Consider the following 15,827-nt stretch of genomic DNA (forward strand, 5'->3'; position numbering starts at 1 on the left):
CAAAGTACACGAGCTCGTCGCAATGCACTTTACAGTGGTAGATTTGATCTATTGGAAAGGGTACTTTTGGATTTAAGTTTTTAGCTAAAGAGAAGCCTTCCATGTACAGGTATACGCCAGATATCCGCGGAATGCTAACTTTGAAAGGAAAACCGTTGTCATCTCAATTAGTGGTCCTTCGAGTTGGTGTTCGTGGAACCATACATGAGTTTCAAATTCTTACTGATGCCAGCGGAGCGTTTGCTTTTCCTGCACTTGAAGAGCACAAGTCACAAGGCGTGTTAAACCTAGATCAGAAGTTCGTGCTCGTTTTCCTGAAAACTCATCTAGCAAATGGAGAAGAGGTGACGATATGGGAATCTTCAATTGATGGTTATGAGACTTATGAGTTTGCTAGCGAAAATATGGGAAATTTGAATTGTGAAGTAACCAATGAAGTTTACTACTTCGCTTTTTCTTATTCTGGAACTGGTGAAGATGATACTTATGTATACAGTCAGTGCAAGTTAACTGGTTATGTAGACTCTGGAATATACGAAGAATAAAAATGAACTTATTTATCATTTCGTTGAGCTTCGACAGCTAAAACAAAAGCCCCGATGTTTCCATCGGGGCTTTCATTTAGACAGGATAATTTAGCTTGGAAGGAATTAAGCTTCCGCGCGTTTTAGATGTACTTCTTCTTCTTCGACCCCAGCTTTTGGATCGTTGAAGCGAGCTTCATCCAATGCGCCTTCCGATTTAGCAACAATGATAGTCACTGCACTGTCACCGGTGATGTTTACTGCGGTACGAATCATATCAAGTAGACGGTCAACACCCATGATAAGTGCAATACCTTCTAGTGGTAGACCTACTTGGTTCAATACCATTGCTAGCATTACTAGACCAACACCAGGAACACCTGCGGTACCGATCGACGCCAATGTTGCCGTCATGATAACCATTAGGTAGTCGCCCATAGTTAGGTCGATATTGAATGCCTGTGCGATGAACGCTGTCGCCACACCTTGCATGATCGCCGTACCATCCATGTTCACGGTTGCACCCAGCGGTACTGTGAACGATGATACGCGGTTCTCAACACCCATGCGGTGCTTAGCCGTTTCCATTGTCACTGGAATCGTCGCATTCGATGATGCTGTCGAGAAAGCAAACATGATCGCGTCTTCCATCTTACGTAGGAACGTAATTGGGTTTAGACCCGTGAAGCCTTTTAGCATCAAGCTGTAAGTTACAAGGCCGTGCAGCAATAACGTACCTGCTAGTACAACAAAGTATTCAGCAAGGTTGAAGATTGCGCTTAGACCAAGACCGGTAAACAGCTTCGCCATTAGGAAGAACACACCGTAAGGCGCTAGGTTCATCAAAATCGCAACCAGCTTCATGATGACTTCATTCAGATCAGAGAAGAAAGCGGCAATACGCTCGCCTGGCTTACCCGCTGCACTGATCGCGATACCGAATAGTACGGCAAACACGATAACTTGCAGGGTTTTACCTTCTGCCATCGCGCTGATTGGGTTAGTCGGGAACATATCAATGATCACTTGACCCAAAGATGGCGCTTCTGCTGATTTGAATGAACTTGCTGCAGTTAGGTCTGCACCAGCGCCTGGCTGGAATAGCGTACCCATGGTTAAAGCAAGTGTGATTGCGATAGCGGTTGTTGCTACGTAGAAAGCAAGGGTTTTACCACCCATGCGACCCAATGTTGATAGGTCTTTTAGGGAGCTGGTACCACAAACTAGCGAAACAAATACTAGCGGTACGACAAGCATTTTTAAGCTGGCAACGAAGATCTGTCCACCAACTTCGAATAATCCATTAACAATGTATGCGTCGACAAATCCGTTGTCGGCGAAAAGTGTGCGAATTGCAAATCCTGTCAAGATACCCGCTACCATACCCAAAATTACGCGGCTGGTGAGCGACATCGGTTTCTTGGTATTCATGAGAACACTCCTTATAGTTATGCACCTTAAGTTCACTTCAAGGCGGCGAGCAGATTAGCAGTGGAGTGCGAAAATACGAAAGAATAATCGTCTGAATGGTTAATAGATGTGAAGTTAGTCACTCTAAAAAATAGAATTTTAACTAACCAGTAACGAATTGAATGGTTAAAAAGTTTTCAATTTAACAAATTTATCGAATATACAACCGATAGAAATGATTTCTTACATTCTCAGTTAGTAGAAAACAGTATGCATAAAAGTGAGGCTTTTGATGCTCAGTGCATAACTAAGCATCATTTATTCATCTTACTTCCAGGTTATTGCTTTAACGGTGGGCGAGTTTTTTCATCAACGCTTTGAGCGAAGTTCGACAATGCTTGGTAGTCGGCTGGAGACCAAGTGGAGCGTGACTTTAGCGCGCTAGGCAATGACGAAAATGCTTTTTCCTTGTCTTTTGCTATTAGTTCGACGCTCATCCACTGATCGATGGGTTGTTGATCGGCAAAGTAAGCATCTAATGAAAGCTCATGGTTCGCACCGGAGTAATTGGGTGTTAATTGTAGCGCCATATGGTAGTCGCGGAATCTCACAACCCATTTATCTGGCAAGCGTTTTGAACTATCCCACCATACTCCGTCTAGTTGTTGAATCTTTGCTTTTGTCACGGATTTAGGTTGTGCTTGCAGATCCTTTAATGCTTGTTGGAAAGCGTTGTCCATGGCTTTTGAAAAACTTTTAGGTGTTAGGTCTGGGTTACTGAGCAGTACCTGTTTTGCTAGGTTTGCACCAAGCATATTCGAGTAAAGATCTTCAGAGGAAAACGCAGAGGCCAGCTCTTTAAAGCCACTCACCGACACCATGCCAAACCATTGAGCGATTTCATGCCATTGTGCGAGACGAAAAGCAGTCAGTGCTGCAGCTTGAGCGCTGCGTTCGATGTTTTCTTGCTCGCTGAGTTTGTTTTTATGCTCGTACCAACGAATACGTCGAACACGCAATTCTTCAGGCAGATCTAAGTGTGCTGCTCTGCCTAAATAGTGTCGATTTAACTGAAACAGATAGTAGGTGTAATCTGAGGTGTCCCGCACGTGTGCCGTATCAATAAAGCCGCCTAATTCGGTAAAAATCAGACCATTGGCTTCTTCATTTAATCCAAGCAGACTGCCGGGTACAGACTCACTGCCGTCATTGTAGTGGTGAGTACCCACTTCTTTGCTAGACAATACATTTTCTAAGGAGAAGAAGGGTACTGGCACGCTTCCTAACTCAGCTTTGAGATCGACTCCGAATGCGCAACATGGCCTGACGCCCACGGGCGCTTTCAGTGCTTGTGCTTGGACGAACCCGCTACAAAGGCTAAGTAGTAATAGTGCTGCTTTCTTCAAACCATACTCCTAGAATGCTTCATTGATTTGGAAATAAAAACCGGTGCTGTCTTTACCTATACCAAGGTCGACACGGACATTAATGCGTGCTTTAAAGGCGAATCGATAGCCAACGCCGACGGTTGGTAGCCAGCTGCCGGCAAACAAATCGTGGTAGGTTGGCGCAATGTTACCTGCACCCAACCAACCGACCACACCGTGACGACCAGAAATGGTGTGGCGAATTTCTACTTGTGTCGAAAGCTGATGTTTGTCGCGATACTGCCCTTGGTAGTACCCACGCATGCGTTGATCATCACCCAGTTGGGCGTAATCGAACCAAGGCGCATCACCGAAAATAGATTGTGAATATACCTCCATCGCAACAATCGTCGTGTCAGACCATTGTTGGTAAAGGCGGTAGTTGGCAATAAGATTGTCGTAGTCTTCATCACTGCCCAGTGAATCTCTGTTCGCAACCCATTCGATATCGAGAAATTGCCCTTTCATGGGATTAGGTTCGAAATCGCGAGTATCGTATTCCATTCCGACTAATACGCCACTGCTGGTGGCGTCTGTGACTTCGGAAGGTAGGATGTCACCATCCACGCCATCAACTTTATTAAATGATTGCCATTGCCAGCCCAATTTCGCGTAGGTATTGGGTGCGACTTCTACTGCAATTTTGGGACTCAGTTGCAAGCGTTGTCCTTCGTACTGAACTTTGTTGCGATCATTTTCAGCCGCTTGGCTGCCAATACCCCAGTAGTAACCGGGCGTATGGCTGATCCACGCCTCACCAAGTAAGCGGACTTTGTCACTGTTTAGATAAGTGCGATTGTTCAAGCCCAAGCCATAAGAGCCTGAGGTTGAACCGTAAGAAGTGACAGTGACGGTTGAATAAGGATCGCCTTGTTGCCAGTCGTATGGTGTGTACAACCCAACGGCGGCTACGCCGATTCCGAAGCCTTGCTCTGGGTTGACGAATGGACCCGGTAATACACCCCAATCGATTAACTTCGATTCATCCACCGTTTCGCTTGAACCCAGCTTAGTTAGGATGTCATCCATCAAGCTGCTCTCATCTTGCTGCATAGCAAAAACATGTGGTGTGCAAAACAGTGCTGCAATTGCAAAGGAATAAGAAGCTTTCATCTTCTCTTTGCCTTAGAAACGACGATCTATAGAGAAGAAGATGCTTTCACGATCACCAAAGCCGGCTTCACCTAAAAGGTACCAATCGTCATTGATTTGGTATTGCATGCCTGCGATGGTGTTCCATTCGGACTCCAAATGCTGTTTAACGTCGAAGCGACCAGAGAGGTTGATACCGGCTTGTTTCAACGTACCTGAAAGTTCTTGTTCTACGTTTTGGTACATCGCACCAACCCAAAGTCGAACTGGTACTCCATTTTTGTGGAAGTCGAAGCCAACACGAGGAGAGACGACGATCGCGTCAATTGCACCGTCGATCACATTGAGATCTGTTTGGGTGTAGCTTGCGTCAACAAGGGCAAATAGTTGGTCGTAGCCGCCAGCAAGAACAAAACCACCACCGTAGGTGTACCCTTCGAGGTCTAGGCGGAATGGAAATTCACCAATTTTTTGGCCAAGGACACTGACTTTTACGTTGGTCTCTGAATAGCCATCCAGTGTACCCACCAACCCATACACATTTAGGAATGGAAGCAGCCAAACATCACCGCGCAACGTCACCACATCGCTGGCTTGTTTTCCTGCGCCAGCTTCCATGTTGAGCATTTTCTCTAAGCCATGCAGTCCGCTTAGAGCAATAGAGTCGACATTGATGCCTTGTTCCATACTCATATAGCTTAGGTTTAAGCCAAAGGGTTTTGGTAAGTCATAGCCAAGTGCTTCTGCTTTATCTTTCCAGATTGGCAGTGAGATCGAGTCAGCATTCGCCACGCCAGTGAATAGACAGGAAGCGGCAACAAGCAAGGAGCGTAATTTCATAAGTAACTTCATTAAACGTGACGATCACAACAACACCAGGGGTCTTGTAATAAGGGCATCGACTCTGGAGTTTGTGTCACGGAAAAATCACAGCTTCATCAGAAGGACGAAGCGCCACAGCGTGAGTTAAGAGTGATTATTGTTTGGTATTTTCGTGGAATCTTAACGTCGGCGAGCGCATCTTACTCCTAAAATTAAGAAAGTAAACTTCAAAGTATACTTTTGATTGTTGTGCGCTATACTCTGCATCCACTTACATGAGGTTGGTGAATCTAGGACCATGAAACTTTCAGAAAAGAAACGCTTAGCGCTGATTGAAGCAGCTCAACAAGAGTTCATTGAACACGGTTATAGCAGTGCGAATATGGACAGAGTGTGTGAGCGAGCAGCAACATCAAAGCGAACCTTATATCGCCATTTTGAAAGTAAGGATGTGTTGTTTATTGAGTCGATCCAATCGGTGCTTGAAACACAAAGAGCGCGTTTGCAACTCACATACAGACAAGATGTGGATATAGAATCTCAGCTTCGTGACTATTTGTATTCTAAGCTGGATTCTATGTACGAAGACTTTGGTTTGCCTTTGGCTAAAATGGTGATCAGTGAGTTTATGCGTACACCGGATTTAGCCGAAAACTACCTTCATCAACTTCAACGTCAAGATGAACTTCTCCAAGCTTGGTTTGCTGAGGCGATTGCAGACGGAAAATTCAAACCTCTTGATCCTGCAATGATGAGTAACATGCTGATGTGTTTGCTCAAGGGCAACTTTTTGTGGCCACAACTGGTGGCGAATCAAGATGTACCAAATGAAGAACAGCGCAAGGAAACCGTTGAATCAATCCTGACGCTGTTTTTCAATGGTTATTGTTGTTAACTCTTATCTCTAATTTGTGGTTAAGCGACGCAATGTAGGCAGTTGCTCGTGATCCCATGTCCAGAAGTCTTGCCTTTGATTGCGGATGCCTCCAACCCAGTAACTTTGTGTGGCTCGGCATTTACCATTCAAGCATGCTTGACCTTGTTTACTTAAACTAACTTGATGTTCCCACCAGTTTTTCTCGAGTTCACTTATCGTAAACAGCGGTTCTTCGTATTGGGAGAGTGGTAATAGCAAAGCGTAAAACATCACATCACCCAAGGTTGGTAGTGGTTCCTTTGTGAGGTACTGCTGAAACCAATCTTTGACCGTAATTGGGACGCTGTGCTTAGCTAATGTTTCCAATGCCAATCTTTGTGTGAGGCTCAACCCTGAACTCGAATGAGGCAATTCTTGAAGGTGCCGTTTTAATACAGCTTTGATGTTTGGCAAGCAATCTAACTCGTGATGTTTGATTAAATTCAAAAGTGAATCCGGCGTGGGGGATGTTAACGCTTGCCAACACCGCGCGGCTTGACTTAATAGTTTTGCAGAGACAGGTTTTCGGTGTTGCCAGCAAGAGCGAATGGCTTCTGCGGGCAGTTGCCCAAAACCAATAAAGCGCTCGGTTCCCGGAAACTGATTGAATTCGATGATCTCAATGATTTTGCCTTCGGTTTCCTCTAGCAGAGAGAGCCCTCGAAGTAGCATGAATTGATCGTAGGCATCATGTTCAACCCAAAAAACGATACGTTCATACTGCACGTCGAGCAGGGTATGGATATTGTCTTGCTCAAACTGCGCTACCTCTTGCACCGAGTCTTTTCTCCCCATAACAGGCAGCAATCGGTCCACAACGTATTGTGCTCTTAGGGCAAGAAACGTGTTGTCATCATCGGGAATTGGACCAATACACAACGGATCAATCATGGGCAAGAAGTCACCTTCGAAACCGCATGTCTTTAGTTGCTGCTGAATGTCATGACCGCAGCGTACATGTAGCGTTGTCAACTCGGCATCGAGTGGCTTTTCTTGATTATCAATGGCACGTTTATGGAATTCGAGTTTTTCCACGTGCGCTTTTAACTTGCTCCAACTAGGTAAACCAAGCTCTCTTGCTAAGGCGTGTTGCACATCCGAAAGTTTGACTGATTCTGGCGTGAGCTTTTCTGGCTGAGTATGAAACTGCTTAACCAGCTTTAAGGTATCTTCATTATTTTGGCGGATCGCTTTCAAGCGTTTTTTTGCCAAGGATTTTTGCTGGTTTAGATTAATTGAGAAGCTGTTGTGAGATTGCATTTTTCACCTTTCTTATTCTTCCACACTCGCCTTAGCAGAAGCTATAAAGAAGGTAAAAACAAATTGTTCCTGCTAATGAGAGCAGGGAAGTTGAATTGCCATGAACTGAGTTCTTTCCGCGAGTGTTGGGCGCTTTAGGCTTGAGCACCCTGATATTAGGTGCTCAAGCTTTGTCATGCAATACGTTGCGAGAGAATGGTGTCACAAAATAAAAGATTGGAGCAAAGAGGATTAAGCTCGGTATTCGGCGCTTTTTAGCAAAGCTTGGTATAGCGCAAGGGCAGCGGGGCCACTTTTTGCACCTTTAGGTAATGTAAGGTGCAAAGCCACTTGATACTGATTGGAGTGTTCTAATTCTAGTACTTTGATTTTGTTGTTCTGACGATATTCGACCAGATGTTGAGGCAACCGACAAAACCCGACACTTTGTTCTACGGCTCTGAAAGCGTGGTCAAAATTATCGACAGTAATTCGCTGGCGCGCTCTCAGCCAGCCCACATTTTGCTTCGCTTTATCAGAGTCTCCTAGATCACGCACCACAATCTGGCTGGTGGTAGCAAAGTCTGCCAGTGACACTTGTGGTTTTCGCGCAAGCGGATGATGTGCCGAAATCACTGGCACCATCGTGGTCGTACCGAACGCTTCTGCTGGGTAGTTAGTAATGGGAAGGTTGATGATCGCGATGTCTGCTAATTCATTCACTACCATGTCTGTGGTTTTACTCAGAGAGGTTTCTACGACTTGAACTGAAGTTGTGTTGTTTTGTGTGAGAAATTCGCTAAGTGGAGTATAGAGCCAACTTGGATCGCACAGGTGATCGATAGCTACCGTAATTTGCGACTCTACACCGCTATTTAGTTGTTCACTGATCATTTCAAGTTCACGAGCCTGCTCAAGCATTGACTGAGCCCGTCGAAGCATGGTTTTACCGTGTTCGGTTAGCCCTGCTTTTCGGCTTTTCACTTCTATCAACTTAATGCCGAGCTGCTCTTCGAGCTTTTTCACCGAATAGATAAGCGTGGTATGGCTTTTATTGAGCGTTACTGCGGCTGATTGAATACTTCCTGCCTGTTCAATTGCTTGTAGTGTTTGCCACTGCTCTAGGGTTGTTTTGAGTCTCATTGGTCAGTTTTTTCGACAGGTAATGGCAAAATTATGAACTTTTTTGTCAGTTTTATAAAGGCAATAATCTTTTCATCGAAAGCGAGTCAATAATAAGAGGAGACTCAAGATGGCGAAATTACTGCAAGTTGATTTTGAATTTCATGGCCCATTTGGTGAAGAGATGTCGAATGCTCTGATCGATTTAGCGAAATCAATTAACCAAGAGCCGGGCATGATTTGGAAAATCTGGACGGAAAGCGAAAAAGACAAACTCGGTGGTGGTATCTATCTTTTTGAAGATGAAGCCACGGCGCAAGCTTATCTCGAAATGCACACTGCTCGTTTGAAACAGATGGGTGTAGAAGAAGTAAGAGGCCAGATATTTGATATCAATACGCCGCTGAGCATCATCAACCAAGGTCCAATCGGAGAGTAACATTATGACTAACCGAACTTTTCTAACCGTTCATGGCGTCATTTATATGTTATTTGCTTTTGCGCTGTTTTTTGTTCCGACCATGATGTGGCCGATGTATGGCGTACAAATTAACGACCAATATGCGCTGTTTTTATCGCAGCATACGTCGATCTTTTTAGGTGGGATTGCTGCGGTCAGTTTGATGTTACGTGATGTGGAACCTAGCACTACAGCCAAGCAACTGTTCAAAGCGCTGTTGACCACTAATCTCTTAGGCGTTGTGATCACCATTTATGCTGGCATTACCGGTGTATTTGTCGGCTTTGGTTGGAGTGACCCTGCTTTCTTCTTATTACTGAGTGTGCTTACTTTTATTCAATGGAAGAAACAATCGTAGAGCAAACCATATCAAGAAAGCCCCGCGATGTGCGCGGGGCTTGCATTTTTAATGAGGCATAAACTCGCCACCATCTTTCATTATCTTTTTCGCAATACGGTTCATGACACGGATGAAGAAGCGCCGAGCCAAACCATATTTAACGTTCATTACCGCGATACGACATAAGTTGTCTTTCTCATCAAAACCATAAAACACCTTCGCTCCACACTTATCGAGATAAATTGCAGCAATATTGTTGGCTTTTGTTTCATCTGGTTGAATGAGAGCAACGGGGGAGCTCTGTTTGACCGCATTTTTCCATAGCGATTTTTTTGATTGAGTCTCGGTTATGGTGCTTGTACTACCAACGAGAAGCACTCGGCTTTTCACGCGCTGTTCCATAAAAGCATAAGTTGGGTTTGAAGCATAGAACCACTGTGTCGGTTCGGCAGGAGTGACGTGTATTTCAGCGACTTCCAATTGGTTGTCTTTTGTATGACAGTGAACGGGCATCGGCTTTTCTGGCAACTTACAATCAAAGATCATTCCGTACGGCTTCGTTTTCGCATCCACAAAATCGAGAAGCCCTTGACTAAGGCAAATCGAACCAATGTGAGAGCTTTCAAATGGTGCTTTCTGTTGAGCTTCTTCCAGTAGCGCCATTTGCCTAGGACTGTCATCGACGATATGGAATACTTTATCCGCAAGCAAGTCGCCATTTGGATGATAAATTCGATATCGATAGACGCCGGTAGAGTTAGAACTTTTTTCGCCTAGGTTCCAAGTCAAACAGTTGGAGTGATTTACTTTAATGGAGGATTCATATTCGTGTGAATAGCCTCCTATCGAGGCCCTATACGGGTGATCTAGGCGAACAATTAAGTTTACCTCTTGTTCGTAGTTATCTTCCTCACCGTCTTCTGGGAAATAGCCGATACGAAGCCCAAAACAACGTTGATTTTCCGCACGGACTAGGGTGGTTTGTTTTATTAATTCGCTTGGGTCATCATCTTCTGGAATATGGTAAATGCCCCAATCGAGCAACTCAAAAGGAGAAAGCGCGGCATGACGATACTTTCCAGCCTGTATATCTGCTACAAGCTGCTGGACTTTCAACGATGCGTACTGCGCATATTCACTGATGAGTGTTGTGAACTCTGGGAGGTTAGCGACCAACTCAATAAACTTAAGTAGTTGGCTTATCTCCAATTGGTCTGTATAGCGCTTTAGTTCGGTTTGTTTGGCAAACCAAGGCATCGCATCGACCCAATGCTGCTTAATTGCATACTTGAGTAAGACGATCAGTTGCGCATCGCGTTCATACAGTTGTTGACATAATTCAGGTAGAGAAAGCACTCTTTCATTCTCAAGTTGCTTCAACCCTAGGCTAGGATTAAGAGCAAATAATCGCAAGAGGTTATCTTGGATGTGCGGTGAGGCTTTCCAATACAGTTCATCGATACCAGGAATTCCGTAACAGGTATCAAAATCACTGATGAAGCTAGTTGTTAGTGTATCCAGTAACGTTTGTAATTGCTCTGAGTTGAGCAATATCGTTTGGGCGATCTGAGCAGTGATCCACTCTACTGTTTTGGATTGCTCTTTGGTGATGGCGTAACCATTAGGGTAACGACGTCCCATTTGTTCACTTACGGTGTAGCAAATAGAGTCTAAGAGCGCTTCATCGTAGTAACTGGTTTTGATATTTGGTCTTCGTTGCTCCAGCAGCTCGAAGAAGCGCAGCTTAGCATCCGGACGGAGTTGTTTTAGTGCTGATCGAACGCACTGTTTGCTTTGTTCTGTTTTTTGCTGCGCTTCGAACTGATCGAAATACATGTCCATCAAACTGATTTCATCAACTTCTCTGCGATCGATTTGAGACAATAGTAATTCCAAGCGCCCAGTCAGTTTATCGATCTCTGAATGATATTCTAAGTCATCGACAAATGAGTGTGATTGATCGCTTAACTCTCCATAACGATCGCAATAAAAATAAGACAGCATCCGAGTGACTTTCGCCGGAGCTGATGCCAACCAGAGTAAAAGTAAGCGATGGCAATAGATTTGCTCAGGAGTATTTTGTAGTGAGCCCCAAACATGAGCAGCAACTAATAGCTTTTGGGCTTTGTCGTCAAAGTCACGCAGAAACTCATAATAAGGCTGATTTTTGTTGATTTGTCTGCTGTCACTGAGCTGTTCGATGTTGTCTTTAAAAGATTTTAGCGTGACATCGAAATCATCGCTTTCATTGTTTAGAAATGCATCGACGATTTTCCAATCTTGTTTTGCTTGGGACTCCTCTTCCTCTGTGAGAGGAACGTATCGCCAACGTTTCTCGGCAGTCTCAATACAATGGAATCGACTGTTTTCACTCAAAGCGAGAAGAAGCTCTGACTTTAGGCTTGAGGCAAGTTTGTCCTCAAATGCTTCTGTTGTCCTGTCGTTGATACCGTGCTTTTTATCGTGGTAAAGCATGCCAGCACAGAAGGCCAGTTGACTGGCTAAGCTAAACTCGTCATCAAACGCGTCAGCCAATTGTTCGAGAAGATCAGTTGCCTCTTCACGATGTTTGTTCAATAACTCATGGGCAAGCTGGGTCTCTTTCTGGCGAATATTGTCTCGGTATGCACCACATTCTTTGACATAGTTTAGAAACTGCGCCTTCCAATCACCGTTATAGCGTTGGGTGAAATCCTCATCACTTATGAGCTCAAAGTCGTGGACAAGCCCATGAGCCACATCGGCATGAAAAGACGCTTTGCTGTTCCAACAATGTAATACGTCAAACAAGCGCAAGATCTTTTGATTGTTTTCCGCTATCGCTGCGTCATCCAAGTCTTCATTGTGCCAATCGTGTAGGATGTCACCGGCAATGGTCATCAACTCTTCGTGATAAGAGTCATAGCTGCCGAGGTAATATTCGAATTTCTCGGAGATATCGAAGTTACCTTTTCTCGCAGCGATTTGAATGTTACACGGTTCAATCACATCTAGGACTTGTGCATCTTCCCCACTCTCGATGTAATGCCAAATTGTTTTCCCTTCATTAAAACCTTCGGTAATGAATGACTTCCATTGCGCAATACCGGTGCCTCGATAGTAGTAGTGATCACGGTAGTAGTCATCTTCATTTTCGATGACTTTGGGTGGAACAATTGGACGACCCAGATATGCTTCGATCTCACTGGTAAGTGCCATCGCTGCTTGTTCTGCTGATGAGTCAATAAAGTTGCTCATCATCACCGCGTGGTAATCTACTTCATGATCATCGATATCAATGCCATGAATGGGCGACATGATGGAATAGATGAATCGGTCTACTGGGCGTTCAACATAGTAGCGAGAGTCATCTGTATATTGTAGGTAGTCTTGATCAGCGAAGCGTTGCTTCATCAAAGATCGAAATACTTCGAACTCGTGAGGCTTTTCGCGGAAGATTTTAAGCAATCCAGTGACTTGGCTACGAGTCGTTAGGTCGCTTGCACTTTCATGTTTAGAATCATCAAACATGTATCCTCGAGCAGCACTGTTATCACAGTAGCAAAATGCTTTCAGTGTATCGTGGGTATAACCCAAATGGTTTGTCAGAATTCCTAGTGCAAACTCACCGTGGGGAGCGTGCTCACTGTCCCAATATGGGATGGTGTAACCGCCAAGATAAAAAGCCAAGCGAGGGAACGTGAGCCCTACAATCAAAAGTGGTAACAACCCAAATACTTGCTCTTCAGATACCCACATCTCACTAGAGTCATTAAATTGTCTAGCGAGGTGGCAAATCAATTTAGCCGTTTCCTCTAATTCAGACTCTAGTGCTTGATGTTGACATGCTCGAAGAAAAAACGCGCCTTCACTGGTTAAATAGGTGCTGTTTAATAACTGAGTTGGTTGAATATCACTTATGTACGAGTAGCCAATGTAAGCAAACACTTTTTGAGCAATTTTATTTTCAACCAATGAGCCAATTTGATCGTCACTCCCGCTATTTACTTGGAAGCGAACATGACAATGATAGTTATCAAAGGCATTTTCTTGCAGAAGGGCTTCTCGATAGTGTCTTAGGGCTTGGCGTAAAGATTCGAAAGATTGAGGGTCGTATTCCACGACCATAGATTGGGTATCTAAAGCAACTGACATAATACTTGCACTACAACTGTTCACATAAGAGTTGTGAGAATAAGTAGAGCTGATATTTATGTCACTGAAAAGATGGAGATATTTATAAAGAGGACAGCTTTGATTGCTCAGATTGTGATAACCATTGAAAAAAGCCCCGCAATAGCAGCAGGGCAGGTTCTTACTTGGTTGGATCACTCGCTCTTGTAGGCGTAATTGTAATACCCATAACCGTATGAGCTTGCGGCTTTTTTCTCAATGGCGTTAAGGATTACACCTTTAACTTCTACGCCAGATTGTTCAAATCGGCTACGAGCGACTTCAAGTTCTTTTGATGTCGTTTGGTCAAATCGTGCAACCATCAGAGTGGTGCCTGCAATCGCACCAACGATACTTGGGTCAGTCACTGCTAATACTGGCGGTGTATCGATGATAACTAGGTCATACTCTTGCGACGCTTTTTCTACAAACTCAACAAATCGTGGGTGCATCAAAAGCTCAGAAGGGTTTGGTGGTACTTGACCACGAGTAATAACGTCCAAGTTCTCAACTTTAGTCTGTTTGATTACAGTCTCTTGACCAATCTTGCCGCTTAAGAAATCAGAAAGACCGTTATCAGCCGTCAGACCAAAACATTGCTGCAAGTAACCTTTACGCATGTCCGCATCGACCAGCAGAACTTTTTGACCTGTCTTAGCTGCTACTGCTGCAAAGTTTGTCGATACGAATGTTTTACCAATTGAAGGCGCAGGACCCGAGATCATCAGTACGTTGTTTTTCGCTTCCATCATCGCAAAATGAAGGCTAGTACGAAGTCCACGTAATGCTTCAATCGAAAGGTCCGCTGGGTTTTCTTCTGCCAGTAACAGTAGGTCCTTATTACCCTTGCGCTTAAGCTTGTTAGCGACTTCCAGTTGTTGTACGGACTTAGGAACGCTGGCATAAACAGAGATACCTGTTTGTTCTATCTCATCTGGAGAGGTTACACCACGGTGGAAAGCTGTTCTCACAAGGACAAAAGCAACGGCCACCATTCCGCCTAATAGTGTTGCTAGAACAACAATAAGAGGCTTTTTAGGCTTCACTGGAATGGCGTAAGACTGTGCACTATCTATAATACGTACATTACCAACGGTACCCGCTTTAATAATGTTCAGCTCTTGAACTTTGTTTAGAAGCTGGATGTAGATCTGTTGGTTCACTTCGACATCACGCGTCATACGTAGGACTTCACGCTGCGTTTTTGGTAGTTTTTGAACTTGTCGGTTCAAACGAGCTTTTTCTTGCAGTAACGTCTGGCGCTTATCCAGTAGCGATTTGTATGCTGGGTGATCCTGAGTGAACTTCTGGCTGATTTCACTTTCTTTGAATGTCAGTTCGTTCAGTTGCGCTTCAAGTGCGACCATCACTTTGAGTGTCGATTGTGCTTCAAGGTTTAAGTCGATCGATTCGTTTTCTTGTCTAAAGCGATTCAGTACATCTTCTGAGCCATTTAGCTTATCTTTGATTTCAGGTAAGTGATCTTTGAGGAAGTTTAAACTTTGTTCGGCTTCTGCTGAGTTTCTTCTCACATTCTGAAGGAAATAGTTTTGAACAACATCGTTCAAGATTTGCTGGTTACGTTCAGGGTATTCGCCTTCGATACTCAGTGACACAATACCTGTTTTGGCACCACGCTCTGAAATTGATAGTTGTGAAGCGAGTCTGTTGATGGCATCAAGCTTGCTGATTTTATTGATTGAAAAACTGTCTTCGTTTTGTGCAACTAACTCACTAACTCTGATGTGGTAGCCATTCATTTCAATCGTCTGACCAACAACGCCAGAAAGCACCACTTGATCTTCAATCATCAGATCAAAAGTACCTTTCTTAGCATCCGTTACCACAAGGTGATGTTTGAAACCCTGTGCGGTTCGAGGGATGACGAAACTTGATACTGAAATGTAATCTTGAGTGCCATTGATGCGAGCCAGACCTTTACCAATGAACGCTAGGTAGTTTGGGGTGGTTATGGTCGTTAAATTAAACTTATCGACGGTATCGCCAAGGATCATGCGAGATTTAATGATTTCAATCTCTGTAGTTGCTGAGGATTCGGCAGCGAAAAGATCCCCCATGTCGCCAACCATCGCAGATATGCCGCCAGAGCTTTTTTGTTCGATCTGAATCAACGCATCGGCTTTGTAGATTGGTGTAGATAGCAATGCAACAGCAATGCCTAATGTAGCAAAGAGAAGCGTAATACCAATGATGAACCATTTAGCATCGATTAATATGCCAAACAGTTTGCCTAAATCGATTTCATCATCAGTTGGTGCAGATGAACTTATAGTTTGGTTAGCCATTGTTTTTTTATTTCGCC

Annotated in this window: 12 protein-coding genes; 4 read left to right on the top strand and 8 right to left on the bottom strand. The window is 44.2% G+C overall.

The annotated features are described in order from the left end of the window. The first annotated feature begins 131 nt into the window (after positions 1-131). Positions 132-545 (top strand): DUF6795 domain-containing protein, encoded by a 414-nt coding sequence (locus tag ATB76_RS12045; RefSeq protein ID WP_308620237.1) that lies wholly within the window; start codon positions 132-134, stop codon positions 543-545. 105 nt (positions 546-650) lie between these two features. Here the strand turns inward: ATB76_RS12045 and ATB76_RS12050 are convergent, their stop codons facing one another. The 4 genes from ATB76_RS12050 to ATB76_RS12065 all read right to left on the bottom strand — a co-directional run bounded on the left by ATB76_RS12050 (position 651) and on the right by ATB76_RS12065 (position 5,293). After that, positions 651-1,955, bottom strand: coding sequence for a dicarboxylate/amino acid:cation symporter (locus ATB76_RS12050; protein WP_038868990.1), 1,305 nt, complete (start codon positions 1,953-1,955; stop codon positions 651-653). Between the two features lie 317 nt (positions 1,956-2,272). Next, complete coding sequence (locus ATB76_RS12055; RefSeq protein WP_061035293.1) at positions 2,273-3,340, bottom strand: DUF4056 domain-containing protein; 1,068 nt, start codon at positions 3,338-3,340, stop codon at positions 2,273-2,275. A gap of 9 nt (positions 3,341-3,349) precedes the next feature. Beyond that, positions 3,350-4,474, bottom strand: a complete 1,125-nt coding sequence (locus ATB76_RS12060) for a BamA/TamA family outer membrane protein (protein ID WP_061035294.1) — start codon at positions 4,472-4,474, stop codon at positions 3,350-3,352. A 12-nt stretch (positions 4,475-4,486) separates the two neighbouring features. Continuing rightward, entirely contained in the window at positions 4,487-5,293 is an 807-nt protein-coding gene (locus ATB76_RS12065; RefSeq protein WP_061035295.1) for a hypothetical protein, read from the bottom strand. 280 nt (positions 5,294-5,573) lie between these two features. On the opposite strand from ATB76_RS12065, the gene ATB76_RS12070 reads away from it, so the two are divergent. After that, the gene (locus tag ATB76_RS12070; RefSeq protein ID WP_061035296.1) at positions 5,574-6,170 is read left to right on the top strand and encodes a TetR/AcrR family transcriptional regulator; all 597 of its coding nucleotides are present in this window, start codon (positions 5,574-5,576) and stop codon (positions 6,168-6,170) included. Between the two features lie 9 nt (positions 6,171-6,179). Here the strand turns inward: ATB76_RS12070 and ATB76_RS12075 are convergent, their stop codons facing one another. Both ATB76_RS12075 and ATB76_RS12080 read right to left on the bottom strand, forming a co-directional pair. Beyond that, the gene (locus ATB76_RS12075) at positions 6,180-7,451 is read right to left on the bottom strand and encodes a DUF1835 domain-containing protein (protein WP_061035297.1); all 1,272 of its coding nucleotides are present in this window, start codon (positions 7,449-7,451) and stop codon (positions 6,180-6,182) included. A 231-nt stretch (positions 7,452-7,682) separates the two neighbouring features. Beyond that, a complete protein-coding gene (locus tag ATB76_RS12080) occupies positions 7,683-8,573 on the bottom strand; it encodes a LysR family transcriptional regulator (protein ID WP_061035298.1) in 891 nt (296 codons plus the stop codon). 109 nt (positions 8,574-8,682) lie between these two features. On the opposite strand from ATB76_RS12080, the gene ATB76_RS12085 reads away from it, so the two are divergent. Both ATB76_RS12085 and ATB76_RS12090 read left to right on the top strand, forming a co-directional pair. After that, the gene (locus ATB76_RS12085) at positions 8,683-8,991 is read left to right on the top strand and encodes a monooxygenase (RefSeq protein WP_038881345.1); all 309 of its coding nucleotides are present in this window, start codon (positions 8,683-8,685) and stop codon (positions 8,989-8,991) included. 4 nt (positions 8,992-8,995) lie between these two features. Continuing rightward, entirely contained in the window at positions 8,996-9,370 is a 375-nt protein-coding gene (locus ATB76_RS12090) for a hypothetical protein (RefSeq protein ID WP_061035299.1), read from the top strand. A 48-nt stretch (positions 9,371-9,418) separates the two neighbouring features. Here ATB76_RS12090 and ATB76_RS12095 read toward each other — a convergent pair whose 3' ends face one another. Continuing rightward, the gene (locus ATB76_RS12095; protein ID WP_061035300.1) at positions 9,419-13,486 is read right to left on the bottom strand and encodes a hypothetical protein; all 4,068 of its coding nucleotides are present in this window, start codon (positions 13,484-13,486) and stop codon (positions 9,419-9,421) included. A gap of 173 nt (positions 13,487-13,659) precedes the next feature. Further along, positions 13,660-15,810: a polysaccharide biosynthesis tyrosine autokinase gene (locus ATB76_RS12100; protein ID WP_061035301.1), complete on the bottom strand. Its 2,151-nt coding sequence runs from the start codon at positions 15,808-15,810 to the stop codon at positions 13,660-13,662. Between the last annotated feature and the right edge of the window lie 17 nt (positions 15,811-15,827).

The organism is Vibrio sp. MOR3, assembly GCF_001557775.1.
Classification (GTDB): Bacteria; Pseudomonadota; Gammaproteobacteria; order Enterobacterales; family Vibrionaceae; genus Vibrio; species Vibrio jasicida.

Coding starts and splice junctions, on each gene's coding strand:
- ATB76_RS12045 (WP_308620237.1), top strand. CDS start 132: ATGCTAACTTTGAAAGGAAAACCGTTGTCATCTCAATTAGTGGTCCTT.
- ATB76_RS12050 (WP_038868990.1), bottom strand. CDS start 1,955: ATGAATACCAAGAAACCGATGTCGCTCACCAGCCGCGTAATTTTGGGT.
- ATB76_RS12060 (WP_061035294.1), bottom strand. CDS start 4,474: ATGAAAGCTTCTTATTCCTTTGCAATTGCAGCACTGTTTTGCACACCA.
- ATB76_RS12065 (WP_061035295.1), bottom strand. CDS start 5,293: ATGAAATTACGCTCCTTGCTTGTTGCCGCTTCCTGTCTATTCACTGGC.
- ATB76_RS12070 (WP_061035296.1), top strand. CDS start 5,574: ATGAAACTTTCAGAAAAGAAACGCTTAGCGCTGATTGAAGCAGCTCAA.
- ATB76_RS12075 (WP_061035297.1), bottom strand. CDS start 7,451: ATGCAATCTCACAACAGCTTCTCAATTAATCTAAACCAGCAAAAATCC.
- ATB76_RS12080 (WP_061035298.1), bottom strand. CDS start 8,573: ATGAGACTCAAAACAACCCTAGAGCAGTGGCAAACACTACAAGCAATT.
- ATB76_RS12085 (WP_038881345.1), top strand. CDS start 8,683: ATGGCGAAATTACTGCAAGTTGATTTTGAATTTCATGGCCCATTTGGT.
- ATB76_RS12090 (WP_061035299.1), top strand. CDS start 8,996: ATGACTAACCGAACTTTTCTAACCGTTCATGGCGTCATTTATATGTTA.
- ATB76_RS12095 (WP_061035300.1), bottom strand. CDS start 13,486: ATGTCAGTTGCTTTAGATACCCAATCTATGGTCGTGGAATACGACCCT.
- ATB76_RS12100 (WP_061035301.1), bottom strand. CDS start 15,810: ATGGCTAACCAAACTATAAGTTCATCTGCACCAACTGATGATGAAATC.